We start from the raw sequence: 23,541 nt of genomic DNA, 5'->3' as shown, positions 1-23,541 counted from the left end.
GGGCGCGGTGCGAGTTTCCTCCGGGTTTGGGGAAAACCCGGGGCGAAAGCGGCGTTCCGGGTCATTCTGAACGGGTCCTAGCGTGACCGGCTCCTGCGGGGAGAGCTGATGATCCGGGCCCATCTCGACAAACTGCTGACCGTGGTGATCGCTGGAGTGCTGGCCGGGTTGGTGCTGGCCGCAGCCGCCCTGCCGGTGGCCCTGGTGTTCGGGATCGGCTTCAGCGCCCTGTCCACGCCGTACTCGGAGCTACCGAACACACTTCGTACGCCGCCCACCGCCCAGCGCTCCAACCTCTACGCCAACGACGGCACCACCCTGATCACCTCCTTTTACCAGGAGGACCGGGTGGACGTGCCGCTGCGTGAGGTGGCCCCGGTGATGCGCCAGGCGATCGTGGCCGCCGAGGACGTCCGGTTCTACCAGCACAGCGGAGTGGACCTGCGGGGCGTGGTGCGCGCCTTCACCGTCAACAAGCGGGACGGGCAGACCCGGCAGGGCGCCTCCACGTTGACCATGCAGTACGTCCGCAACGTGCTCAGCAGCGATCCCCGGCTGACCGAGGCGCAGCGGGTGGCCGCCACCGAGGTCAGCACCGCCCGCAAGCTCCAGGAGATGCGTTACGCGCTCGCGCTGGAACGCGAGCTCGACAAGGAGGAGATCCTCACCCGCTACCTCAACATCGCCTACTTCGGCGCCGGGGCGTACGGCGTCGCGGCGGCCAGCAAGCGCTACTTCTCCCGGTCCCCGGCCGAGTTGACCCTGGCCCAGGCGGCGCTGCTGGCCGGCCTGGTCCGGTCGCCGGACAGCGACGATCCGATCAACGGCGACGCCGACAGCGCGATGGCGCGGCGGTCGTACGTGTTGGAGCGGCTGGTGGAGTCGGGGCAGGTGCCGGCGGACGCGGCGGCGGCGGCGCGGGCCGAGCCCTTGCAGCTACGGCCGAGCGAGACGCCCAACGACTGCACCGGGGTGCCCGAGGCGCACAACGACTGGGGCTTCTTCTGCGACTGGTTCACCCGCTGGTGGAGCAGCCAGTCCGCGTTCGGCGCGTCCGCCGACGAGCGGCAACGCGCGCTGCGCCGGGGTGGGTTCTCGATCGTGTCGTCGCTGGACCCGGGGGTGCAGCGGGCCACCACCGAGCAGGTGCTGAAGATCTATCAGCCGTCGGCGGCCGAGGCGGTGCCGACCGCGGTAGTGCAACCGGGCACGGGACGGGTGCTGGCGATGTCGGTGAACCGCACCTACAGCGTGCGGGACAACCCCGTCGGGCAGAAGAACCGCCCGAACACGGTCAACCAGTTGATCGGCGGCGGCGGTGCGATCGAGGGGTACCAGGGCGGGTCGACGTTCAAACTCTTCACGATGCTTGCCGCGCTGGAGGCGGGCCTGCCGCTGTCGACCGACTTCGTGGCGCCCACCCAGTTGCTCACCCGCTTCCCGGCGACCGGGGAGGCGAGCTGTGCCGGCCGCTGGTGTCCTTCGAACGCCAGCCCATCCTCGATGGATGGCCCCCGCACCATGTGGACCGGGTTCGGTCGGTCGGTGAACACGTACTTCGCCTGGCTGACCGAGAAGGTCGGCGCCGACCGGGTGGTGGAGATGGCCGAGCGACTCGGCATCGTGCTGCGGGCCGACGCCGACGCCCGACTGGCCCGCTACGACGCGAAGGACTGGGGTGCGTTCACCCTGGGCGTCGCCGCGACCACGCCGCTGGACCTGGCCACCGCGTACGCCACGGTGGCGGCCGAGGGGACCTGGTGCGCGCCGCTGCCGGTGGTGTCGATCACCGACGCGGGTGGCCGCCCGGTCGACGCCGCCAAGCCGGACTGCCGGCAGGTGCTCGACGTCGACGTTGCGCGGGCGGCCACCGACGCGGCTCGCTGCCCGGTCGGCGACCAGTCGATGTACGGGCGCTGCGACGGTGCCACCGCAGCCGGCCTGCGGGCGCGGCTCGGCCGGCCGGTCGCGGGCAAGACCGGCAGCTCAGAGCATTACGAGACGGAGACGGTCGTCGCGTTCACCCCGCAGATCGCGGTCGCCTCGATGGCGGCGAACCCGGACGATCCCCGGGACGCGGTCGGTCAGGCCGTGCAGGCCCGGATGGTCGACGCGGTCGGCGAGGTGCTCTCCACCGCCCTGCGCGGTCAACCGGTCCGCGACTTCGTCCCGCCGAGCGAACGAACCGCCTTCCAGCTCACCGGAGCCCGCACCGGCAACTGAGACCTGCGGGGATCAGGGGGTCTGTTCGGCGTTGCGGGCGATGTTGCGGGCCATGCCGCCGAAGACCACCGCGTGGAACGGGGCCACCGACTTCCAGTAGGCGTGCCCCGGCAGGCCGCGCGGCAGGAAGACGGCACGTTGCTGGTAGCGGCTGCGGCCGCCGTCGGTGGGGAGCACCCGCATCTCCAGCCAGGCCCGGCCGGGCAGCCGCATCTCCGCGCGCAGTCGCAGCAACTCGCCCGGGACGATCTCCTCGACCCGCCAGAAGTCCAACGCCTCACCGACCTGGAGGCGGTGTGGGTCGCGTCGGCCCCGACGGAGGCCGACCCCGCCGACCAGGCGGTCCAACCAGCCGCGCACCGACCAGGCGAGCGGGAACGAGTACCAGCCGTGTTCGCCGCCGACGCCCTCGACCACCCGCCAGAGCGCCGCTGGTGGCGCGTCCACCGTCCGCTCCCGGACGTCGGTGTAGGCGGTGCCACCGGACCACACCGGGTCGGTGGGCAGTGGCTCGGCGGGCGCGTCCGGGCCGCTCGCGTTCGACCAGCGGGTCTCCACCTGGGCGTCGCGCACCTTGGCCAGCGCCAGCGCCACCGCGTCGTCGAAGCCGGTCAACCCGCCCGGCGGGTCGGGAACGTAGCGGGCGATGTCGTGTTCGTCCGCGACCGCCTCCTGGATCAGGCTCTCCACCAGCGGGCGGGCGATGGCATTCGGCACCGGGGTGATCAGGCCGACCCAGTGCGAGGAGAGCGCCGGGGTGAGCGCCCGGACCGGCACGATGATCCGCCGGCGCAGCCCGGCCACCCGCGCGTAGCGCTGCATCATCTCGCGGAACGTGAGCACGTCCGGTCCGCCGATGTCGAAGCCCCGGTTGACCTCCGGCGGTAGCGCGCTGGAGCCCACCAGGTAGTTCAGCACGTCGCGGACGGCGATCGGCTGGATCCGGTTACGCACCCAACGCGGGGTGATCATGGCGGGCAGTCGCTCGGTCAGGTAGCGCAGCATCTCGAACGACGCCGAGCCGGATCCGATGATCACCGCGGCCCGGAGCACCGCCGTGGGCACCCCGCTGGCCAGCAGGATCCGGCCCACCTCGGCCCGGGAGCGCAGGTGCGGCGAGGGGACCGCACCGGTCTCCGGCAGCGGACCGCCCAGATAGACGATCCGGCGTACGCCGGCCGCCCGGGCCGCCGCCGCGAAGTTCGTCGCCGCCGTCCGGTCGACGGCCTCGAAGTCGGGCCGGCCGAGGGAGTGCACCAGGAAGTAGGCGACGTCCACGTCGGCGAAGGCGGCGGGCAACGTGTCCGGCCGGCTCAGGTCCCCTTCGACGATCTCGGCCGCCGAGGCCCAGGGCACGTCGCGCAGTCGGACCGCCTTGCGGGCCAGGCACCGCACGGTGTGTCCCTCGGTGAGCAGCAGTGGCGTCAGCCGCCCGCCGATGTATCCGGTCGCTCCGGTGACGAGGCATCTCACGAGGTCCAGTCTGCGGCCCCCTAGACTCGTTCGCTGTGGAGACCGAGACGAGCACCTTCTGGGGACCGGATTTCGCCCAGCTCAGGGCCACCGACCCGGAGATCGCCGGGGTGGTCCTCGGCGAGCTGGACCGGCTGCGGGGTGGCCTGCAGCTCATCGCCAGCGAAAACCTGACCTCGCCGGCGGTGCTGGCCGCGCTCGGCTCGACGCTCACCAACAAGTACGCCGAGGGCTACCCGGGCCGGCGCTACTACGGGGGCTGCGCCGAGGTGGACCGGGCCGAGGAGATCGGCATCGCCCGGGCCAAGGAGCTCTTCGGGGCCGAGCACGCCAACCTTCAGCCACACTCCGGGGCGAGCGCCAACCTGGCCGCGTACGCCGCGCTGGTCCAGCCGGGGGACACCGTGCTGGCGATGGACCTGCCGCACGGTGGGCACCTCACCCACGGCAGCCGGGTGAACTTCTCCGGCAAGTGGTTCCACCCGGTCGGCTACCCGGTCCGGCCGGACACCGAGCTGATCGACTACGACGAGGTACGGGACCTGGCCCGTGCGCACCGACCCAAGCTGATCATCTGTGGTGCCACCGCGTACCCCCGGCTGATCGACTTCGCCCGGTTCCGGGAGATCGCCGACGAGGTCGGCGCGTACCTGATGGTGGACGCCGCGCACTTCATCGGCCTGGTCGCCGGTCGGGCGATCCCGTCCCCGGTGCCGTACGCGGACGTCGTCTGCGCCACCACCCACAAGGTGCTGCGCGGCCCGCGCGGCGGCCTGATCCTCTGCCGTGAGTCGCTGTCGCAGCGGATCGACAAGGCGGTCTTCCCGTTCACCCAGGGCGGTCCGCTGATGCACGCGGTCGCGGCCAAGGCGGTCGCGCTGCGCGAGGCCGCCCAGCCGGAGTTCCAGACGTACGCCCGGCAGGTGGTCAGCAACGCCCAGGCGCTCGCGGCCGGGCTGGCCGACGAGGGGATGCGTCCGGTGTCCGGCGGCACCGACACCCACCTCGCCCTGATCGACCTGCGCGAGGTGGGGGTGACCGGCGCCGAGGCCGAGCGACGCTGCGACGCCGCGTCGATCACCCTGAACAAGAACGCCATCCCGTACGACCCGCAGCCGCCGATGGTGGCCTCCGGTCTGCGGGTGGGCACCCCGAGCGTCACCACCCAGGGCATGCGGGAGGGTGACCTGCGGCAGGTGGCCACCCTGATCGCCCGAGCGGTGCGCACCGATCCCGGCGCCCCGGGCGGGGCCGACGAGTTGACCCGGATCGGTGCCGAGGTGGCCGAGTTGGTCGCGGCGTTTCCGGCGTACCCCCGTGGCTGAGCCCGGGGTGGTCGCGCCGGACAGCGACCGGCGGTGGCGGCTGCGGCACCTGCCCGTCCTGTTGGCCGCGTCGGCGGCGCTGGCCGTGCTCGCCGCGGTGGTGGGCGGGGTGACCGGCGGTGGGACGGCCGCGCTCGGCGCGGCGGCCGGCGTGGGTGTCACGGTGCTCAGCTACACCCTCACCACAGTGGTGTTGGCGCGGGCCGACCAGGTCAACCCGCAGTTGCTGTTGCCGCTCGGCCTGGGCCTTTACGTGGTGAAGTTCAGCCTATTGGGTGCGGTGCTGGTGGCGGTGGCGTCGACCGGTTGGGCCGGTTTGATCCCTCTGTGCCTTGGCATCGTCGCCGGGGTGGCAGTGTGGACAGCGGTGCACCTCTGGTGGCTGACCACGGTGCACGCTCGTCGGCCGCACGGCTGACCTGGCGGTCGCGTCCCAACCAGCGGACGCGCCGCAATGTGTCGGCCTCCGGTCATTTTCCGACGGGCGGAAGGGGAGTAGCGTGCCCACAGACGACGGCGCCCACGAGAAGCCCACACAACGATGGTTGTGCGGGGGGTGAGGCACAGCCTCGTCTTCCCGGCTGATATCGTTCGCCCCGTCATGGCTGATGACCAAACCCCCCGTCCCCCCGGGCAACCGGACGACTATCCGTCCGGTGCCGGTCAGGGCTGGACCGCACTGAGTTACCTCATCGGAGGCATGCTCGTGTGGGGTTTCATCGGCTGGCTGGTCGACCAGTGGCTCGACACCGGTGGCGTCGCCACCGGGATCGGCTTCGTGCTCGGCATGGCCGGGGGAGTCATCCTGGTCATCCGCCGACTCGGCACGCCTACTTAGGAAGGGACGCGGTGTTCGGACAGGCGAACGTCCTGGCAGCGGGCCAGGCAGAATTCCCACCTAGCAAGGAGGACTTCTACCTGCCCAGCATCCTGCCCTGGGGTGCGCACGACTCCTACTGGTTCACCAAGTTCACGTTGATGGTCTGGATCGCCGTCGGCGTTCTGATCATCTTCTTCCTGGCGACCTACCGGAACCCGAAGCTGGTGCCGACCAAGAAGCAGTGGTTCGCCGAGTCGATCTACGGCTTCGTGCGCAACAACATCTCGGTCGACATGATCGGTCACCAGGGCGTGCGGTTCGCTCCGTACTTCACGACGCTGTTCTGCTTCGTGCTGGTGACCAACGCGTTCGCGATCATCCCGTTCTTCCAGATCTCGCCGAACTCGCACATCGCCTTCCCGGCGATCCTCGCGGTGATCAGCTACGTGCTGTTCAACTACATCGGCATCCGGCACCACGGCTTCGCCAAATACTTCAAGCACGCCCTGATCCCGCCGGCACCGTGGTACATCCTGCCGCTGCTGATCCCGATCGAGGCGTTCTCGACCTTCATCATCCGGCCTTTCTCGCTGGCCGTTCGTCTCTTCGCGAACATGTTCGCCGGCCACATGCTCCTGCTGGTCTTCACGCTCGGCGGCTTCGCGATGATCAACGCCAACGCCTGGCTGGCACCGATCTCGGTGGTGTCCTGGGTGATGACCGTGGCGCTGACCCTTCTCGAAGCGCTGGTCATCGTCCTACAGGCCTACGTCTTCACGGTGCTGAGCGCCAGCTACATCCAGGGCGCGCTCGCCGAAGAGCACTGATCCACGCACCACCCGTTGTCGTCCCGCGTGAGAGACACGCGTGATAACCAGGAGGAACCACTAATGGATTACGTCGCCGCCGCAGAAGGTGTCGTTGGCAGCACCGCAGCCATCGGCTACGGCCTCGCGGCCATCGGCCCGGGCATCGGCGTTGGTCTGGTCTTCGCCGCCTACATCCAGTCGACCGCCCGCCAGCCCGAGTCGTCGCGGATGACCCTGCCGTACGTCTGGATCGGCTTCGCCGTCATCGAGGCGCTCGCGCTGTTCGGCATCGCCTTCGGCTTCATCTGGCAGGGAGAGCTCTAATCCGCTCGTCGACCGGGAGGTCACCCATGTACTTCCTCGCCGCTGAGGGTGGTGAGTCAGACCACAACCCGATCATCCCCATTCCCGAGGAGATCGTGGTCGGGATTGTCGCCTTCGCCGTGCTCTGCTTCGTACTGATCAAGTTCGTCTTCCCCCGTATGGAGCAGACGTTCCAGGCCCGGGTCGACGCGATCGAGGGCGGCATCAAGCGCGCCGAGGCCGCTCAGGCCGAGGCGAACCAGCTGCTCGAGCAGTACCGCGCCCAGCTCGCTGAGGCCCGCACCGACGCCGCCAAGATCCGTGACGACGCGCGGGCCGACGCCGAGGGGATCCGACAGGACATCCTCGCCAAGGCGCGGGAAGAGTCCGACCGGGTCATCCAGGCGGGCAAGGACGCACTCGCCGCCGAGCGGGCCACCATCGTGCGCGAGCTGCGCGCGGAGGTCGGCACGATCGCGGTGGACCTGGCCAGCAAGATCGTTGGCGAGTCGCTGGCCGACGAGGCGCGACGCAAGGGCACCGTCGACCGGTTCCTGAGCGGCCTCGAGAGCACGGGGGCCCGCTGATGCAGGCCGCCAGCCGGGAGTCGTACAAGGTCGCGGCCGAGCGCCTCGACGCGTACGTCCGCGGCGCGGAGCCGTCGGCGGTGGCCTCCACCGCCGACGCCATCCTCTCCGTGGCGACCCTGCTGCGGCGTGAGCCGCGGCTGCGTCGGGCACTGTCCGAGCCGGCTCGTTCCGGTGACGACCGCGGTGCCCTGCTCGGCGACATGCTGGGCGGGCGGATCGGCGCCGACGCGCTCGACCTGCTCGTGGCGTTGGTCTCCGGCCGCTGGTCGGCACCGTCGGAGTTGCTCGACGGCACCGAGCGCCTCGGCGTGGAGGCGCTGCTCGCCAGCGCCGACAAGGCCGGCGAGCTGGGCGAGGTCGAGGACGAGCTGTTCCGCTTCGGCCAGGTCGTGGCCGGTCAGTCGGCGCTGAGCAACACGCTGGCCGACCCGGTCGCCCCGGTCGAGCAGCGGGCCACCCTGGCCCGGGAGCTGCTCGCCGACAAGGCCCGCCCGGTCACCGTCCGCCTCGTCGAGGTGGCGCTCGGCGGGTTCGGGGGGCGCTCCTTCACCGGCGCGCTGACCCGGCTGGTGGAACTCGCCGCCGAGCGACGCGACCGGCAGGTGGCGTACGTGACCGTCGCGGCTCCGTTGAGTGACGACGACGAACGCCGGCTGGGTGCGAGCCTCACCGCGATATACGGTCGGGAGGTCTCCGTCAAGCAGACGGTCGACCCGCACGTCCTGGGTGGCGTGAGCGTGCGGGTCGGTTCCGACCTGTACGACGGCACCATCCTGCGCCGCCTCAACGAGACCCGCAACGCGCTCGCGAAGCGCTGAACGGCTCAGCCGCCCAGCGGCTGAGTGGCCTCCGCCGCTCAGCGTCGGGGCGGCTCCGCCGCCGCAGCGCCCGGAATGACAGACGCCATTCGGACCGGTCGGTACTAGGTATCCCGGGCCCCTGAATTTTAAGGAAGCAGAGGATGGCCGAGCTGACCATCTCGACGGAGGAGATCCGCGGCGCCCTGGAGCGCTACGTCTCTTCCTACTCGTCCGACGTCTCCCGCGAGGAGGTCGGCACCGTCGCCGACACCGGCGACGGCATCGCCCACGTCGAGGGCCTGCCCTCGACCATGACCAACGAACTCCTGGAGTTCGAGGACGGCACGCTCGGCGTGGCGTTGAACCTCGACGTCCGGGAGATCGGTGTCGTCGTTCTCGGTGACTCCGCCAAGCTGGAGGAGGGGCAGCGCGTCAAGCGCACCGAGCGGGTTCTCTCCGTTCCGGTTGGCGACGCCTTCCTCGGCCGCGTGGTCGACGCCCTCGGCAAGCCGATCGACGGGCTCGGTGACATCGCCAACGAGGGCTTCCGCGAGCTGGAGCTGCAGGCTCCGAACGTGATGTCCCGCCAGTCGGTGTTCGAGCCGCTGCAGACCGGCATCAAGGCCATCGACGCGATGACCCCGATCGGTCGGGGCCAGCGGCAGCTGATCATCGGTGACCGCAAGACCGGTAAGACCACCGTCGCCCTGGACGCGATCCTCAACCAGCGGGACAACTGGCGCACCGGCGACCCGAAGAAGCAGGTCCGCTGCATCTACGTCGCCATCGGCCAGAAGGCCTCCACGATCGCCTCGATCAAGGGCCAGCTGGAAGAGGCCGGCGCGATGGAGTACACGACCATCGTGGCCTCCCCGGCGTCCGACCCGGCCGGCTTCAAGTACCTGGCCCCGTACACCGGCTCGTCCATCGGGCAGCACTGGATGTACGGCGGCAAGCACGTCCTGATCGTCTTCGACGACCTGAGCAAGCAGGCCGAGGCGTACCGGGCCGTGTCGCTGCTGCTGCGTCGCCCGCCGGGCCGTGAGGCGTACCCGGGTGACGTCTTCTATCTGCACTCCCGCCTGCTGGAGCGCTGCGCGAAGCTCTCCGACGAGCTGGGTGGCGGCTCGATGACCGGTCTGCCGATCATCGAGACGAAGGCCAACGACATCTCGGCCTTCATCCCGACCAACGTCATCTCGATCACCGACGGCCAGATCTTCCTGGAGACGGACCTGTTCAACCAGGGCGTCCGCCCGGCGATCAACGTCGGCACCTCGGTCTCCCGGGTCGGCGGCGCCGCCCAGGTGAAGCCGATGCGGAAGGTCGCCGGTTCGCTGCGGCTCAACCTCGCCCAGTACCGCGAGCTGGAGGCGTTCGCCGCCTTCGCCTCCGACCTGGACCGGGCCTCGCGCGCCCAGCTCGACCGCGGTGTACGCCTCGTCGAGCTGCTCAAGCAGCCGAACTACTCGCCGTTCCCGGTCGAGCAGGAGGTCGTCTCGGTCTGGGCCGGTGTCGAGGGCAAGCTGGACGACATCCCGGTGAGCGACGTCCGGCGTTTCGAGGCGGAGTTCCTCCAGTACCTGCGGCACAAGCACGAGGGTGTGCTGGCCGGCATCGCCGACAACCAGTGGGGCGACGACATCGTCGGTTCGCTGGACGCGGCGATCGCCGAGTTCAAGCAGGTCTTCCTCAACAAGGACGACGAGCGCAAGGTCAACGACGCGCCGGCCGCTCCGCTCGAGGGTGACGAGAACCGCGAGACGGTGACCCGCTTCCGCGACAGCGCGACCGACCGCCCGGCCGAGAGCTGATCCCGTGGCGGCCCAGGTACGCGTTCTTCGTCAACGGATCCGCTCGGCGAAGTCGATGAAGAAGATCACCAAGGCGATGGAGCTCGTGGCGACGAGCCGGATCGCCAAGGCTCAGGCCAGGGTGCAGGCGTCCCTGCCGTACGCCCAGGCCATCACCGGCGTGCTCACGGCGCTGGCGTCCAACGCGCGGATCGACCACCCGCTGCTCACCCCGCGCGAGCGGGTGCGGCGGGCGGGCGTCCTGTTGGTCACCAGCGACCGTGGCCTGGCCGGCGGTTACAGCTCCAACGCGATCAGGATGGCGGAGTCGCTGATCGCGCGGCTCAAGGCGGACGGCAAGGAGCCGGTGCTCTACGTCATCGGACGTAAGGGCGTCGGGTTCTACCGGTTCCGCAACCGGCCGATCGAGGCGAACTGGACCGGCTTCAGTGAGCAGCCGTCGTTCGAGGACGCCCGTACCGTCGGTGAGACGCTGATCAAGGCGTTCACCGCCGGTGCGGACGACGCCGACGGCGGGGCCGGAGCGGACGGCGTGCTCGGCGTCGACGAGTTGCACATCGTCTACACCGAGTTCCACTCGCTGATGACGCAGAACCCGGTCACCAAGGTGATCGGTCCGATGCAGGTGGAGGACCGGCCGCGCTCCGAGGGGCTGCTGCCGGCGTACGAGTTCGAGCCGGAGGCGGAGGCGCTGCTCGACGCGCTCCTGCCGAGGTACATCAACACGCGGATCTACGCGGCGTTGATCGAGTCGGCGGCGAGTGAGTCGGCGGCACGGCGGCGGGCGATGAAGAGCGCCACCGACAACGCCGAAGAGATGATCGAGAAGTACACGCGCGAGATGAACTCGGCTCGCCAGGCCGGGATCACCCAGGAGATCAGCGAGATCGTCGGCGGCGCCAACGCGCTGGCCGCGTCGGGAAGTGAAGTGTGATGACTGCACCAGTAGAGACCAAGACGGCCACGGGTCGCGTGGTCCGGGTCATCGGCCCGGTCGTCGACGCCGAGTTCCCGCGCGACGCCATGCCGGCCCTGTTCAACGCCCTCAACGTCACCGTGAACCTGTCCGGCGGTGAGAAGACGCTGACCCTGGAGGTCGCCCAGCACCTGGGTGACAACCTGGTCCGTGCCATCTCGATGCAGCCGACCGACGGCCTGGTTCGTGGCGCCGAGGTGCGCGACCGCGGCGAGCCGATCACCGTACCGGTGGGCGACGCGGTCAAGGGCAAGGTGTTCAACGCGATCGGCGAGGTGCTCAACCTCAAAGAGGGCGAGACGTTCGAGGCCGACGACCGGTGGGGCATCCACCGCAAGGCCCCGGCCTTCGCGGACCTGGAGCCGAAGACCGAGATGCTGGAGACCGGCATCAAGGTCATCGACCTGCTCGCCCCGTACGTCAAGGGCGGCAAGATCGGCCTGTTCGGTGGCGCGGGCGTGGGCAAGACGGTGCTCATCCAGGAGATGATCACCCGGGTGGCCCGTAACTTCGGTGGTACCTCGGTGTTCGCCGGCGTGGGTGAGCGCACCCGTGAGGGCAACGACCTCATCGCCGAGATGACCGAGTCCGGCGTCATCGACAAGACCGCGCTGGTCTACGGCCAGATGGACGAGCCGCCGGGCACCCGGCTGCGGGTGGCCCTCTCCGCGCTGACCATGGCGGAGTACTTCCGGGACGTGAAGAAGCAGGAGGTGCTGCTCTTCATCGACAACATCTTCCGCTTCACGCAGGCCGGTTCGGAGGTGTCCACCCTGCTCGGCCGTATGCCGAGCGCCGTGGGTTACCAGCCGACCCTGGCCGACGAGATGGGCGAGCTCCAGGAGCGGATCACCTCCGTCCGGGGCCAGGCCATCACCTCCATGCAGGCGATCTACGTGCCGGCGGACGACTACACCGACCCCGCCCCGGCCACCACGTTCGCCCACCTGGACGCGACCACCAACCTGGAGCGGTCGATCTCCGACAAGGGCATCTACCCGGCCGTGGACCCGCTGGCGTCCTCGTCCCGGATCCTCGCCCCGGAGTTCGTCGGCGCCGAGCACTTCCAGGTGGCCACCGAGGTGAAGCGGATCCTGCAGCGTTACCGCGACCTGCAGGACATCATCGCCATCCTCGGTATCGAGGAGCTCTCCGAGGAAGACAAGATCACCGTGGCTCGGGCCCGGCGGATCGAGCGCTTCCTCTCGCAGAACACCTACGCGGCGGAGCAGTTCACCGGCGTACCGGGCTCGACGGTCCCGATCAAGGAGACCATCGAGGCGTTCCGCAAGATCAGCGAGGGTGAGTACGATCACTTCCCCGAGCAGGCGTTCTTCATGTGCGGCGGTCTTGAGGACCTGGAGCGCAAGGCTGAGGAGCTGATGAAGGCCTGACAAGCCCGATTCGTCCCGCGACCAAAAGACTGCCCCGGCCATGCCGGGGCAGTCTTTTGTTCATCTTCGCGTCCTACCATCGTCGCGGTCCGTTACTCGGGGTCGTCCGTTCCCAAGAACCCGAGATACGTTCTAATTCGCGCGCTCACCCCTGACGAGCGTTGATCTTCGCAACCTTTCGACGACGTGCGCCCGTCTTCCTTCGTGTGGGCGTAACGAACGGAGCTGCTCGTGGGTAAGGCCGGTAAGCGTGGCCGCAAGTCATCCGTCTGGCGCGGCGTGCCGCGCTGGGCCAGGATCTGCACGGTGTTCGGCACCGTGCTGGTCGTGCTCAGCGGCGCGGTGCTGGTCGGCACGGAGGCCCTGATGGCCCGCTACGAGGGTGCGGTCGGCAAGGCGGACCTGTTCGGTGACCAGGCGGCGGGCGCCCAGGCGAAGAAGAGCGACATCAAGGGCCCACTCAACATCCTGCTCGTCGGCATCGACCCGCGTACGCCGACAGCCGCGCCGCTGGCCGACTCGATCATGGTGTTGCACGTGCCGGCGTCGATGGACCGGGCCTACCTCTTCTCCCTGCCGCGCGACCTCTACGTGCCGATCCCGGAGTTCAAGAAGGCCGACTTCCCCGGCGAGACCACGAAGATCAACGCTGCGATGTCGTTCGGCAGCAAGGTGCCGGGGGCCAACCCCGACGCGGCGCGTGGCTTCGAGCTGCTGGCCACCACCGTGCAGAACGTGACGGGCATCAAGCGGTTCGACGCTGGCGCCATCATCAACTTCACCGGCTTCCAGAAGATCGTCGACGCGATGGGCGGCGTCGACATGTACATCGAGCGCGACGTCAAGTCCGAGCACAAGCAGCCGGACGGCAAGCCGCGGCCGGGCAAGACGTACGGCGAGGGTTACGTCGGCCCGCAGGCGGTCTACAAGAAGGGCAACCAACACCTCAGCGGGTGGCAGGCGCTGGACTACGTCCGGCAGCGCTACCCGAAGAACGGTGTTCCGGACTCCGACTACGGCCGGCAGCGCCACCAGCAGCAGTTCGTCAAGGCCATGGTGGGCCAGGCGTTCAGCGCCGACGTGGTGGCCAACCCCCTCAAGTTGGACAAGGTGCTCCGCGCCGCCGGCCAGTCGCTGATCTTCAACGGTCGGGGCAGCAGCGTCGTCGACTTCGGGCTCGCCCTGAAGGACATCCGCCCGAACACCATCCAGATGATCAAGCTCGCCGGTGGCGAGCTCAAGAACAGCAGGGGCGTCTACCTCGGTGAGCAGTTCCAGGCGGATGTCCCGGACTTCTTCACCGCCCTGCACAACGAGCAGCTCGATGCCTTCCTGCTGGAGCATCCGGACTTCGTGAACAAGACCAAGTAGTCGCGGCGCGGGTTCTCCCACCCGCGTTGGGAGCGCGTGCGCGTCAGGCTAGACTTTCGGCAATCCGTCGCCGCAGCAAGGAGACAGCGTGGCAAAGCAGCTTCACGTCGAGCTCGTCGCCGTCGAGGAGAAGGTCTGGTCCGGTGACGCCGAAATGGTGGTCGCCCGGACGACCGAAGGCGAGCTCGGTGTCCTGCCGGGACACGCGCCGCTGCTCGGCCAACTCGCCGAGCCCGGTCAGGTCCGCATCAAGCTCGCCGGCGGTGAGCAGGTCTCCTACGAGGTCGCCGGCGGCTTCCTCTCGGTGAGCGCCGACGGCGTCATCGTGCTGGCCGAGAGCGCAACCCCGGTCTCCGCGCAGAGCCGCTGAGCCACACCGGGGATGGACATCGTCGAAGGAATCGGGATCGGCGTTGTCGTCATCCTCGGCGCGCTTCTCACCCTCTTCGTCCGGCGAGCGCTGGTCACCCGTAGCGGTGGCATCATCCGGCTCAGCGTCCGAGTCACCACCATGCTCGACGGCCGTGGCTGGTCGCCCGGCTTCGGCCGGTTCGCCGGTGACGAGCTGCGGTGGTACCGGATGTTCAGCTTCGCGATCCGACCCAAGCGGGTGCTCTCCCGCAAAGGGCTGGCGGTGGAGCGCCGCCGGCTGCCGGAGGGCCAGGAACGGCTCTCCATGCCGGCCGACTGGGTGATCCTCCGCTGTACGAGTCACCACGCACCGGTGGAGATCGCCATGGCGCGGTCGACCGTCACCGGTTTCCTCTCCTGGCTCGAGGCCGCCCCTCCGGGGGCGGTCTCGCCGCGTATGGCCTCCCAGGACTGGCCGGCTGCCTGATCGGCTCTTCTGTTGGTTGCGCTTGGGGTTTCCGGGGGAGCCCACCCGGCTCCGGGCGGTCAGGCTTGATCCCTGCGCCGGGCGGGCTCCCCCGGAAACCCGTCGTTGGCGCTGTGCGCCGCTCTGGCGCGCTTCTTGCCTTCTGCCGTTACCGGGTTGGTTGAGTCTCGCCTTCTCGGTGGCCCGACATCAAGGAACCCGAGTTGATCTAGGCGCTGGTCAGCCCAACTCGCCGAGGAGCCAGCCCCAACTACGCGTGGCAGCGGCCAGATCGGGAACCCACACCTCCACGTGGTGCAGCGCGCCCACGGTCAGCGCTTGCCGCCCGGCACCCATAGCACATCTCCCGCCGGATTTGCCGTTCTTGACAGGATAAAGAGCAGATCGGAGAGCCGGTTGAGATACTTTGCCGGGAGAGTGCTGGTCCGTTCCGAATCGTGGCTGACCAGCGCCCATGCCGCGCGTTCGGCACGCCGGGCGGTCGTCCGCGCCACGTGGAGCAGCGCCGCGCCCGGGGTGCCGCCGGGGAGGATGAAGGAGTCGAGCTTGCTCAGGCGTGCGTTGTACTCGTCGCACCAGCCCTCAAGGCGCTCGACGTACGCCTCGGTGACCCGCAGCGGCGGGTACTTCGGCTCCGGCTCGACGGGGGTGGACAGGTCGGCGCCGACGTCGAACAGGTCGTTCTGCACCGACCCCAGCACGCCCCGCAGTTCCTCGTCGAGCCCACCCAGGGCGAGCGCGACGCCGATCGCGGCGTTGCATTCGTCGACATCCGCGTACGCGGCGATCCGTGGATCGGTCTTCGGCACCTGCTCGTTGTTGCTCAGCCTGGTCATGCCGGCATCGCCGGCCTTGGTGTAGATGCGCGTGAGGTGGACGGCCATGACGCACAGCCTACGGATTCCCGACCTGACGATCCCGGCGCGGCCGGACAGCGCGACCAGTTGGCCGGTGGTGGCGGGCCCCGGCGACGCGGGCGACCCGGCGGTCAACGACGTCGACGTCATCCGGGTGTACGGGGACGCCCGGCTCACCGGCACCGTACACGTGGTGGGGGCCAAGAACTCGGCGTTGAAGCTGATGGCCGCCGCGCTGCTCGCCCCGGGCCGCAGCGTGATCACGAACGTCCCGCGGATCACCGACATCGCGATCATGGGCGAGGTGCTGCGTCGGCTGGGCTGCGGCGTCCGGTTCGACGCGGACGACCCGGTCGACCCGATGGTGGCCCGCGGCGGGGTGGCCCGGTCCCGGTCGGTGACCATCGACGTGCCCGAGCAACCGGGCGCCGAGGCGGACTACGACCTGGTCCGGCGGTTGCGCGCGTCGATCTGTGTGCTCGGCCCGCTGCTGGCCCGCCGGGGGTACGTGCGGGTGGCCCATCCTGGTGGCGACGCCATCGGGTCACGCGGGCTGGACATGCACGTCTCCGGGCTGACCCGGATGGGCGCGGAGATCTCCGGTGAGCACGGCTTCGTCATCGCGTCCGCCCCGCACGGGCTGCGCGGCGCGGACATCGTGCTGGACTTCCCCAGCGTGGGAGCGACCGAGAACCTGGTGATGGCGGCGGTGCTGGCCCAGGGCGTCACGATGATCGACAACGCCGCCCGGGAGCCGGAGATCGTCGACATCTGCACGATGCTCAACCAGATGGGGGCGCGGATCTCCGGTGCGGGCACCTCCACGTTGCGGATCACCGGGGTGCCGGGTCTGCACCCGGTGCGGCACGCCACGGTGGGGGACCGGATCGTCGCCGGCACGTGGGCGTTCGGGGCGGCGATGACCCGGGGCGACGTGACGGTGACCGGGCTGGACCCGGCGTACCTGGAGGTCGCGCTGGACAAGGTCGTGGCCGCCGGTGGCCTGGTGGAGACCCGGGGAGACGGCTTCCGCGTACGGATGGACGACCGGCCCCGGGCGGTGGACGTGGTGACGTTGCCGTACCCCGGCTTCGCCACCGACCTGCTGCCGATGGCGATCGGGCTGGCCGCCGTCAGTGACGGCGCCTCCCTGATCACCGAGAACATCTTCGACGGCCGGTTCATGTTCGCCAACGAGATGATGCGGCTCGGCGCGGACATCAAGACCGACGGGCACCACGCGGTGGTCCGTGGGCGAGGTCGGCTCTCCGGTGCCCCGGTCCAGGCGACCGACATCCGCGCCGGCGCGGGGCTGATCATCGCCGGGTTGTGCGCGCAGGGGGTCACCGAGGTTTCCCACGTGCACCACGTCGACCGGGGTTACCCGGACTTCGTGGCCGATCTCCGCGCTCTCGGGGTGGCGGTCGAGCGGGGCACCACCCCGGACGAACCGTCACTGGAGATCTGAGGCCGGCTCCGTGCGTGGGGCCGCACCGCGTCAGGCGGCCCCCAGCGAGGCCCGTACGTGTCGTCGCGCGTCGTGGATGCGGGACTTCAGGGTGCCGATCGGAATGGCGAGGTGGTCGGCGATCTCCTCGTAGGTCAACTGGCACAGATCACGCATCACCAGCGGGGCGACAAGTTCGGGTCGGTGTGCCTCCAGCCGTTCCAGCGCGTCCAGCAGGTCGAGCCGGGAGCCCGCGATCACGCTCGTCGTACGCGGGTCGGCGGCATCAAGGGGAAGCAGTGGCGTGGGCTGCTCGCCGGCCCGGCGCTTGAGGCTCCGGTACGTCTGCCGGGCGCAGTTGGCCGTGACGACATACAGCCAGGTGGAGAACTTCGACCGCCCCGCGAAGCCGTCTATCTTGCGAGCGACCTGGAGAAGGGCGTCCTGGCACGCCTCTTCGGCGTCCTGCCGGCACGGGAGGAGGCGCAGACACTGCCGCAGGACCTGCGGGCCGATCCTGCTCAGCAGCGCGTCGAGAGCGGCGGCGTCACCCGTGGCGGCGCGGCCGGCGAGCTCCTCGATTCCAAGATCGTCTGACATGCTCAGGCCCCGTTCCCCCACGTCCTGAGGGCCATAATACGGGCGTGTCAGTACCCGACAGGATCGGCCGATATCGCATTCTGCGACGTATCGGTTCCGGAGCGTTCGCCACCGTGTGGCTCGGCGCGGACGACGCCCTGGACGCGTCGGTGGCGATCAAGGTGCTGGCGGACAACTGGTCGTACCACGCCGATCTGCGGGAGCGCTTCGAGCAGGAGGCGCGGATCATGCGGCGGACGGATTCCAGCCTGCTCGTGCGGGTCCTCGACGTCGGTGAGCTGCCGGACGGCCGGCCGTACCTGGTGATGCCGTACGTGGCCGGTGGCACCCTCGCGGATCGGCTCGTCTCGGGGCCGATGCCGGTACGGGAGGCCCTGCTCGTCGCGGCCGACATCGCCAGTGCCGTCACCGTGCTGCACGAGGCTGGTGTGCTGCACCGCGACCTCAAGCCGTCCAATGTGTTGTTCGAGCCGGCCGCGGATCGGGATCGGGTGCTCGTCGCCGACCTCGGCCTGGCCAAGGCGCTCGCGAACGCGTCCGGCTTCACCATCGCCGCCGGCACACCCGGTTACATGCCTCCCGAGCAGGCCACCCCGGGCGGGGGCCTGGACATCCGCGCCGACGTCTACGCGATCGGCGCGACCCTGTACCACATGCTGACCGGGAACCCTCCCGAGCAGGCCAGTCGCGCGGGCAGGGGTGGGCGGTCGTTGCCCAGGCCGTCCCAGGTACGCCCCGGGGTTCCGTCCGCGGTGGACGACCTGGTGCGCCGCGCGCTGCATCACGACCCTCGGCAACGGTGGGCGTCCGCCGCGGTCCTGCTCGACGAGCTGTGCCGGGTCATCGCCGCGATGGAGCGGGACACGGGCCGCGGCCGGTTGGTGCGGCAGTTGGGACGGGTCGTCGGCGTCGGGGTCGCACTGACCGCGCTGCTGGCGACGGCGGGTTCCAGCGCCGCCCTGCCGGCACGGTCGGGCTGGGTACGCGTCCACGACGTCTCCGGTGCCCTGTCGATCGCGGTGCCGTCGAGCTGGGCCGGCCAGGTGAAGGACGCCGGTTGGGATCCTTCGGTGCTGCGACTTCCCGCGGGTCAGGCGCCGGGCCTCGCGGTCGCTCCGGATCTCGACGTCTGGTCCGATCCCGCGAGTCGGATACCCGGCGTGTTCGTCGGCGTGAGCAAGGCACTGCTCGCCGGCGGCGCGGCACCCGCCCTGCCCAGCCACACCTCCTGCGTCCCGCAGCCCGACCGGACCGTGGACGTGGGCGGTAACCAGGCGCGGATACGGCGGTGGACCTCGTGTGGCGCCGCGGTCTCGTTCAGCGAGGTGGTGCTCACCGTGCCGCAGCGCGGCTACGGCGTCTACCTGCAGATCAAGCAGGTCGGTGACGCCGACCTGACCGACGAGATCCTGGCCGACCTGCGGCTGTCCAGCTCACTGGCGCCCCAGGCCGGCCGGGTCGGGTCGGTTCAGTCGAAGCAGTCCTGGTCCACGTGCTGCAGACTCAGCGCGGTGACCTTGCCGTTCCTCGTTGCGATGCGGTACACGGCCTTGTCGTTGCCGGGGGGCGTCGCGTAGCCAGCGTTGACCCCCTCCCGGTATGCCGGGTAGATCCGAAGCACCTCGGCGCTTGACATGCCGATGCCCAAACCCTCGCGCGTCTTGATGCCGGGCCACACGCTGATGGCGGCGATTCCCACGGTCGGCGAGAGGGTGATGGTCCCCTCCTCGGTCGGGGCGGCGCGCAGGAATGACGTGCCGCAGCCGCCGGTGGCGTCGAAGGGGATCCGCAGCATCCCGGTCGCGGTGGCCTGCTGACGGGTCATTCCGAGCTTCAGTGAGCCGATGCCGTTCGGTCCCAGGACGAGCTGATCGGTGGTGCTCGACGGCCGCGCCGAGGGCGAAGACGACACGGACGGCGTGGACGGCGTGGACGACGGGGACGACGCGGGCGGCGTGGTGGTCGCCGCGCTGGTCGCGGGGTCCGGTGAGCCGGCCGGCGCGGCGTTGCCGCTCTGGTGTGCCGGTGACGTGCACGCGGCGACGAGCAGGAGGCAGGTGAGGGTTCCGACCAAGGGCGTGGCACGCATGATGAACTCCTGGCTGATGGCCGTTGGGTTGTTGTCGCAGGGTTCGATGCACCCGCAGGGGAGTTTGTTCGCCGAGCGGGGTCATGAATCCGTCACCGGTCCCTACCCCGCCCAAGGTCACCGGAAGTGCCCAACATCCTTCCGGGGTGGAGCGCGCTTAGTCATCGTTCAGGCTCGCCGACTAGGGTGCAGTGAGGCACTCATTCGCAGCGAGGGAGAAGCAGATGGCGGGTCGACTCGCGGTCGTCGGGGCTGGGTTGATGGGTTCCGGCATCGCCCAGGTGGCGGCGCAGGCGGGCTGGCAGGTGACACTGCGCGACCTGGACGACGCGGCCACCACCCGAGGGCTTGCCGGCATCCGGAAGTCACTGGAGAAGTTCGCCGAGAAGGGCAAGATCGAGGCGTCCGAGGTCGAGGCGACGCTGGCCCGGATCACCCCGACCACCGAGCTGGAGGCGGCGGCCGACGCGGACATCGTGGTCGAGGCGGTCTTCGAGCGGCTGGAGATCAAGCACGAGGTGTTCCGCGCCCTGGACAAGATCTGCAAGTCGGACGCGGTGCTCGCCACCAACACCTCGGCCATCCCGGTCACCCAGATCGCCGCGGTGACCGAGCGGCCCGAGGCGGTCGTCGGCACCCACTTCTTCTCCCCGGTGCCGATGATGCAGCTCTGCGAACTGGTACGCGGTTACAAGACCAGCGACGCGACGCTGGACACCGCGCGGGCCTTCGCCGAGGAGATCGGCAAGACGGTGGTGGTGGTCAACCGGGACATCGCCGGCTTCGTCACCACCCGGCTGATCTCCGCCCTGGTCATGGAGGCGGTCAAGCTCGTCGAGTCCGGTGTGGTGTCCGCCGAGGACCTGGACACGGCCTGCCGGCTGGGCTTCGGGCACGCGATGGGACCCCTGGCCACCACCGACCTGACCGGCGTGGACGTGCTGCTGCACGCCTCGAAGAACATCTACACCGACACGGCCGACGAGAAGTTCTTTCCGCCGGAGCTGCTCCAGCGGATGGTCACCGCCGGCGACCTCGGCCGCAAGACCGGCAAGGGCTTCTACACCTACTGAGACGTCCAGCCCCGGGGTCCGTTCGCGGTCTCCGGGGTCAGGTCGGCCGGGGCGGCGCGGCCAGCGCTGCCGCGACGAAGTCGAGGGCGCTGGGTATGACCCGTCCCCAGTAGCGGAAGTCGTGCCGGCCGTCGGCGTACTCCGCGTGGGCCGCCGGCTCCGGCAGGGCCCGCTCCAGCGCCTGCACGTCGTCGAGGAAGTCGTCCTGCCGGCCGCACCACAGACCCAGCGGGGTGCCGCGCAGCCGGTCGACACCGGCGAAGACGTCATCGCCGGGCGCGACGGCGGGGGAGAAGGCCGCCACGGCGCGGAGCAGCCCCGGCCAGGTCTCGGCGAGCAACAGCGAGCCGAAGCCCCCCATCGACCAGCCCCAGGCCGCCAGCCGGGTGGCGTCGAAGCCCCGCTCGGCACACCAGGCCGGCAACTCCTCGCGCACCATCCGTTGCGGGTCGTCCCGACCGGCGGGGCGCCAGGAGAGGCGGTCGCCTGTCGCTCCGGCGAGCACGAACGGCGGCGCGCCCCGGCGTACCGCGTCGGTCAGGAAGCGCCCCAGGCCGAGCCCGGGGAAGTCGCGCGCGGTGGTGGACGCGCCGTGCAGCACCAGGCAGACCGGCAACCCCCGGCCGTCGCCGTGCCCGTCCGGGACGGCCGTGTAGAAGTCGACCGAGCGGCCACGTGCGGCGGACGGCCGGCTGGTCAGCCGCTCGTCACCGGCGGGCGCGTCCGGGGGTGTCGGCCGTGCCGGCGAGGGACGGATCAGGTCGCGGGCGGCCCAGCCGACCCCGACCGCCAGTGCCGTCGCTCCCGCACCCGCAAGCAGGAGACCACGCCGGGTCGGTCGAGCGGTCATCGACAGAGTCTGGCAGGCCCCGGGGCGGTTCGGGACCCCGGAACGGGTCAGCCGTCGCGCTTGGTGGTCCAGCGGAAGGTGGTCAGGCAGAGCACCACACCGATCACGCACCACAGGGTCAGCACCAGCGCGACCCGGCCCAGCTCGAACGAGCCGCCCGGCTCCTGGGCGCCGAAGCTCTCCGGCAGGAAGACCGACCGCAGCCCCTGGCACATCCACTTCAGTGGGAACAGCGCCGCCACCTGCTGCATCCAGGTGGGCAGGTCGGTGAAGACGAAGAACACCCCGGAGATGAACTGGAGCACCAGGGCGACCGGGGTGACCACCGCCGAGCCGCTGCGGGCGGTGCGGGCCAGCGACGAGATGGCGATGCCGCACAGGGTGCACGCGGTCACCCCGAGCACGGCGACCCAGCCGAAGGTGAACCACTTCGCGGCGGTGCCCGGCAGGTCGAGGTCGAACAGCGCCACCGCGACGGCCAGCAGCAGGACCGTCTCGGCGATGCCGATCGCCACCACCATGATCACCTTGCCGGCGAACCAGACCCACTTCGGCATCGGCGTGCCCCGATAGCGCTTGAGCACCCCGCGGTCCCGCTCGATCGGGATCCAGATGCCCAGGTTCTGGAAGCTCACCGTCATCAGGCCGGTCGCGATCATGCCGGTGATGAAGTACTGGGTGAACTTGACCCCGCCACCGATCGTGCCGTCGAAGATCGAGGCGAAGATCAGGATCATGATGATCGGGAAGCCCATGGTGAAGACCACGGACTCCCGGCTGCGCAGGAACTGGGTGATCTCCAGTCGGCCCTGGCGCAGGGCGAGCGCGCCGGCACCCGGCCGACGGCCGCGGGTCGCGGTGACCGGCGTCGCCGGCTTCGTCGTGGTCGTCATCGCGCGTGTCCGATCATGGTGAGGTAGACGTCCTCCAGGGTCGGCCGGGTCACCGTGAGGCCAGGGACCTCGCCGCCGTAGCGCGCGGCCAGGTCGGCCACCAGGGCCGTCGGCGTCGCGCTCTGCGCGCTCTCCGGCGTCCCGTCCGGGGTACGCCAGGAGACCGTCGCGAGGGCCTCCTGTCGGTTGCCCAGTTGGTTCGGGGCGGCCACCTCGACCAGTCGGCCGCCGGCGATCACCCCGACCCGGTCGGCGAGCGCCTCCGCCTCGTCCAGGTAGTGCGTGGTCAGCACGATCGTGGTGCCGGCCGCGGCGAGGTCGCGGATCAGCTCCCAGAACTCGCGGCGGGCCTCCGGGTCGAAGCCGGTGGTCGGCTCGTCGAGGAAGAGCAGCTCGGGACGACCGACGATGCCCAGCGCCACGTCCAGGCGGCGCTTCTGCCCGCCGGAGAGGGTGTGTGTCCGGGCCTTCGCCTTGTCGGCCAGCCCGACCCGCTCGATCACCTTGTCCGGGTCGTCGGCGTCGGGGTAGAAGCCGGAGAAGTGCCGGATCACCTCGGCCACGGTCAGCTCGTCGAACTCGCCGGTGCCCTGGAGCACGATGCCGACGCGGGCGCGCCAGTCGGCGTGCTGCTGCGCCGGGTCCGTGCCGAGCACGGAGACCTCGCCGGCATCCCGGCGTCGGTAACCCTCCAGGATCTCCACGGTGGTGGTCTTGCCGGCGCCGTTCGGGCCGAGCAACGCGAACACCTCGCCCCGGCGCACGTCGAGGTCCACGCCCGCCACCGCGACGTTGTCGCCGTACGCCTTGCGCAGCCCGCGGACGGAGATGGCCAGCTCGTCATCCATGCCGTCCAGTGTGCGTCCTGACCCGGCCGGGGTGGTGTCCGGGGTATAGCGGTGCGCACCACTGCGCGCGCTTCGCGTCCAGACGTCCCCGACATGGACCTGTGTGGTTTTCCACAGTCCGTTTTACTGAACGGTAACTTAAGCTCCA

General features: G+C 70.1%; 24 protein-coding genes. 17 read left to right on the top strand and 7 right to left on the bottom strand.

The annotated features are described in order from the left end of the window. Window positions 1-108 precede the first annotated feature (108 nt). Window positions 109-2,223, top strand: a complete 2,115-nt coding sequence (locus AB0C01_RS20130; protein WP_357246388.1) for a transglycosylase domain-containing protein — start codon at window positions 109-111, stop codon at window positions 2,221-2,223. 12 nt (window positions 2,224-2,235) lie between these two features. Here AB0C01_RS20130 and AB0C01_RS20125 read toward each other — a convergent pair whose 3' ends face one another. Then, a complete protein-coding gene (locus tag AB0C01_RS20125; protein ID WP_357571796.1) occupies window positions 2,236-3,696 on the bottom strand; it encodes an SDR family oxidoreductase in 1,461 nt (486 codons plus the stop codon). Between the two features lie 35 nt (window positions 3,697-3,731). Here AB0C01_RS20125 and glyA point away from each other — a divergent pair, with 35 nt between their 5' ends. From glyA to AB0C01_RS20060, 13 genes are all read left to right on the top strand, one after another. Beyond that, on the top strand, window positions 3,732-5,021 hold the full coding sequence (glyA, locus tag AB0C01_RS20120; protein WP_357246382.1) for a serine hydroxymethyltransferase: 1,290 nt from the start codon (window positions 3,732-3,734) through the stop codon (window positions 5,019-5,021). After that, complete coding sequence (locus AB0C01_RS20115) at window positions 5,014-5,439, top strand: hypothetical protein (RefSeq protein WP_357246379.1); 426 nt, start codon at window positions 5,014-5,016, stop codon at window positions 5,437-5,439. Before glyA ends, AB0C01_RS20115 begins: the two co-directional genes overlap by 8 nt. A 183-nt stretch (window positions 5,440-5,622) precedes the next feature. Next, window positions 5,623-5,859, top strand: a complete 237-nt coding sequence (locus tag AB0C01_RS20110; RefSeq protein WP_357246376.1) for a hypothetical protein — start codon at window positions 5,623-5,625, stop codon at window positions 5,857-5,859. Window positions 5,860-5,870: 11 nt separating this feature from the next. Continuing rightward, a complete protein-coding gene (gene atpB, locus AB0C01_RS20105; RefSeq protein WP_357571795.1) occupies window positions 5,871-6,668 on the top strand; it encodes a F0F1 ATP synthase subunit A in 798 nt (265 codons plus the stop codon). 63 nt (window positions 6,669-6,731) lie between these two features. After that, a complete protein-coding gene (locus AB0C01_RS20100; RefSeq protein WP_357246371.1) occupies window positions 6,732-6,974 on the top strand; it encodes an ATP synthase F0 subunit C in 243 nt (80 codons plus the stop codon). 26 nt (window positions 6,975-7,000) lie between these two features. Then, window positions 7,001-7,540, top strand: a complete 540-nt coding sequence (locus tag AB0C01_RS20095) for a F0F1 ATP synthase subunit B (protein ID WP_357246368.1) — start codon at window positions 7,001-7,003, stop codon at window positions 7,538-7,540. Further along, window positions 7,540-8,361 (top strand): F0F1 ATP synthase subunit delta, encoded by an 822-nt coding sequence (locus AB0C01_RS20090; protein ID WP_357571794.1) that lies wholly within the window; start codon window positions 7,540-7,542, stop codon window positions 8,359-8,361. Before AB0C01_RS20095 ends, AB0C01_RS20090 begins: the two co-directional genes overlap by 1 nt. A gap of 143 nt (window positions 8,362-8,504) precedes the next feature. Continuing rightward, window positions 8,505-10,157, top strand: a complete 1,653-nt coding sequence (gene atpA, locus AB0C01_RS20085; protein ID WP_357246362.1) for a F0F1 ATP synthase subunit alpha — start codon at window positions 8,505-8,507, stop codon at window positions 10,155-10,157. A gap of 4 nt (window positions 10,158-10,161) precedes the next feature. Continuing rightward, complete coding sequence (locus AB0C01_RS20080) at window positions 10,162-11,091, top strand: F0F1 ATP synthase subunit gamma (protein ID WP_357246359.1); 930 nt, start codon at window positions 10,162-10,164, stop codon at window positions 11,089-11,091. Beyond that, the gene (atpD, locus tag AB0C01_RS20075) at window positions 11,091-12,527 is read left to right on the top strand and encodes a F0F1 ATP synthase subunit beta (RefSeq protein WP_357246357.1); all 1,437 of its coding nucleotides are present in this window, start codon (window positions 11,091-11,093) and stop codon (window positions 12,525-12,527) included. The genes AB0C01_RS20080 and atpD overlap by 1 nt, the downstream gene beginning before the upstream one ends. A gap of 225 nt (window positions 12,528-12,752) precedes the next feature. Continuing rightward, window positions 12,753-13,898, top strand: a complete 1,146-nt coding sequence (locus AB0C01_RS20070) for an LCP family protein (protein WP_357247138.1) — start codon at window positions 12,753-12,755, stop codon at window positions 13,896-13,898. 88 nt (window positions 13,899-13,986) lie between these two features. Further along, complete coding sequence (locus AB0C01_RS20065; protein WP_357246353.1) at window positions 13,987-14,268, top strand: F0F1 ATP synthase subunit epsilon; 282 nt, start codon at window positions 13,987-13,989, stop codon at window positions 14,266-14,268. 12 nt (window positions 14,269-14,280) lie between these two features. Next, window positions 14,281-14,736 (top strand): DUF2550 domain-containing protein, encoded by a 456-nt coding sequence (locus AB0C01_RS20060; protein WP_357246350.1) that lies wholly within the window; start codon window positions 14,281-14,283, stop codon window positions 14,734-14,736. Window positions 14,737-15,047: 311 nt separating this feature from the next. Here AB0C01_RS20060 and AB0C01_RS20055 read toward each other — a convergent pair whose 3' ends face one another. Beyond that, window positions 15,048-15,620: a cob(I)yrinic acid a,c-diamide adenosyltransferase gene (locus tag AB0C01_RS20055; RefSeq protein ID WP_357246347.1), complete on the bottom strand. Its 573-nt coding sequence runs from the start codon at window positions 15,618-15,620 to the stop codon at window positions 15,048-15,050. Here AB0C01_RS20055 and murA point away from each other — a divergent pair. After that, window positions 15,619-17,061 carry a UDP-N-acetylglucosamine 1-carboxyvinyltransferase gene (gene murA, locus AB0C01_RS20050; protein ID WP_357246344.1) on the top strand — a complete coding sequence of 481 codons (1,443 nt, stop codon included), beginning with the start codon at window positions 15,619-15,621 and terminating at the stop codon, window positions 17,059-17,061. The genes AB0C01_RS20055 and murA overlap by 2 nt on opposite strands. A 30-nt stretch (window positions 17,062-17,091) precedes the next feature. On the opposite strand, the gene AB0C01_RS20045 is transcribed toward murA, so the two are convergent. Further along, the gene (locus AB0C01_RS20045) at window positions 17,092-17,640 is read right to left on the bottom strand and encodes an RNA polymerase sigma factor (RefSeq protein WP_357571793.1); all 549 of its coding nucleotides are present in this window, start codon (window positions 17,638-17,640) and stop codon (window positions 17,092-17,094) included. A gap of 44 nt (window positions 17,641-17,684) precedes the next feature. On the opposite strand from AB0C01_RS20045, the gene AB0C01_RS20040 reads away from it, so the two are divergent. Beyond that, window positions 17,685-19,217 carry a serine/threonine-protein kinase gene (locus AB0C01_RS20040; RefSeq protein ID WP_357246339.1) on the top strand — a complete coding sequence of 511 codons (1,533 nt, stop codon included), beginning with the start codon at window positions 17,685-17,687 and terminating at the stop codon, window positions 19,215-19,217. On the opposite strand, the gene AB0C01_RS20035 is transcribed toward AB0C01_RS20040, so the two are convergent. After that, entirely contained in the window at window positions 19,109-19,729 is a 621-nt protein-coding gene (locus AB0C01_RS20035) for a hypothetical protein (protein ID WP_357571792.1), read from the bottom strand. The genes AB0C01_RS20040 and AB0C01_RS20035 overlap by 109 nt on opposite strands. A gap of 224 nt (window positions 19,730-19,953) precedes the next feature. On the opposite strand from AB0C01_RS20035, the gene AB0C01_RS20030 reads away from it, so the two are divergent. Continuing rightward, window positions 19,954-20,802: a 3-hydroxyacyl-CoA dehydrogenase family protein gene (locus AB0C01_RS20030; RefSeq protein ID WP_357246334.1), complete on the top strand. Its 849-nt coding sequence runs from the start codon at window positions 19,954-19,956 to the stop codon at window positions 20,800-20,802. A 37-nt stretch (window positions 20,803-20,839) separates the two neighbouring features. Here the strand turns inward: AB0C01_RS20030 and AB0C01_RS20025 are convergent, their stop codons facing one another. Genes AB0C01_RS20025 through AB0C01_RS20015 form a run of 3 tightly spaced genes read right to left on the bottom strand, consistent with a single transcriptional unit; the run spans window position 20,840 to window position 23,393 of the window. After that, window positions 20,840-21,652, bottom strand: coding sequence for an alpha/beta hydrolase-fold protein (locus tag AB0C01_RS20025; protein WP_357246331.1), 813 nt, complete (start codon window positions 21,650-21,652; stop codon window positions 20,840-20,842). Between the two features lie 47 nt (window positions 21,653-21,699). Continuing rightward, window positions 21,700-22,545, bottom strand: a complete 846-nt coding sequence (locus AB0C01_RS20020) for an ABC transporter permease (RefSeq protein ID WP_357246328.1) — start codon at window positions 22,543-22,545, stop codon at window positions 21,700-21,702. Next, on the bottom strand, window positions 22,542-23,393 hold the full coding sequence (locus AB0C01_RS20015; RefSeq protein WP_357246325.1) for an ABC transporter ATP-binding protein: 852 nt from the start codon (window positions 23,391-23,393) through the stop codon (window positions 22,542-22,544). Before AB0C01_RS20015 ends, AB0C01_RS20020 begins: the two co-directional genes overlap by 4 nt. Window positions 23,394-23,541: the final 148 nt, after the last annotated feature.

This window comes from Micromonospora sp. NPDC048905 (genome assembly GCF_040649655.1).
Classification (GTDB): Bacteria; Actinomycetota; Actinomycetes; order Mycobacteriales; family Micromonosporaceae; genus Micromonospora.
The sequence above is the reverse complement of the archived record's forward strand: the minus strand, read 5'-3'. Positions and strand labels throughout refer to the sequence as shown.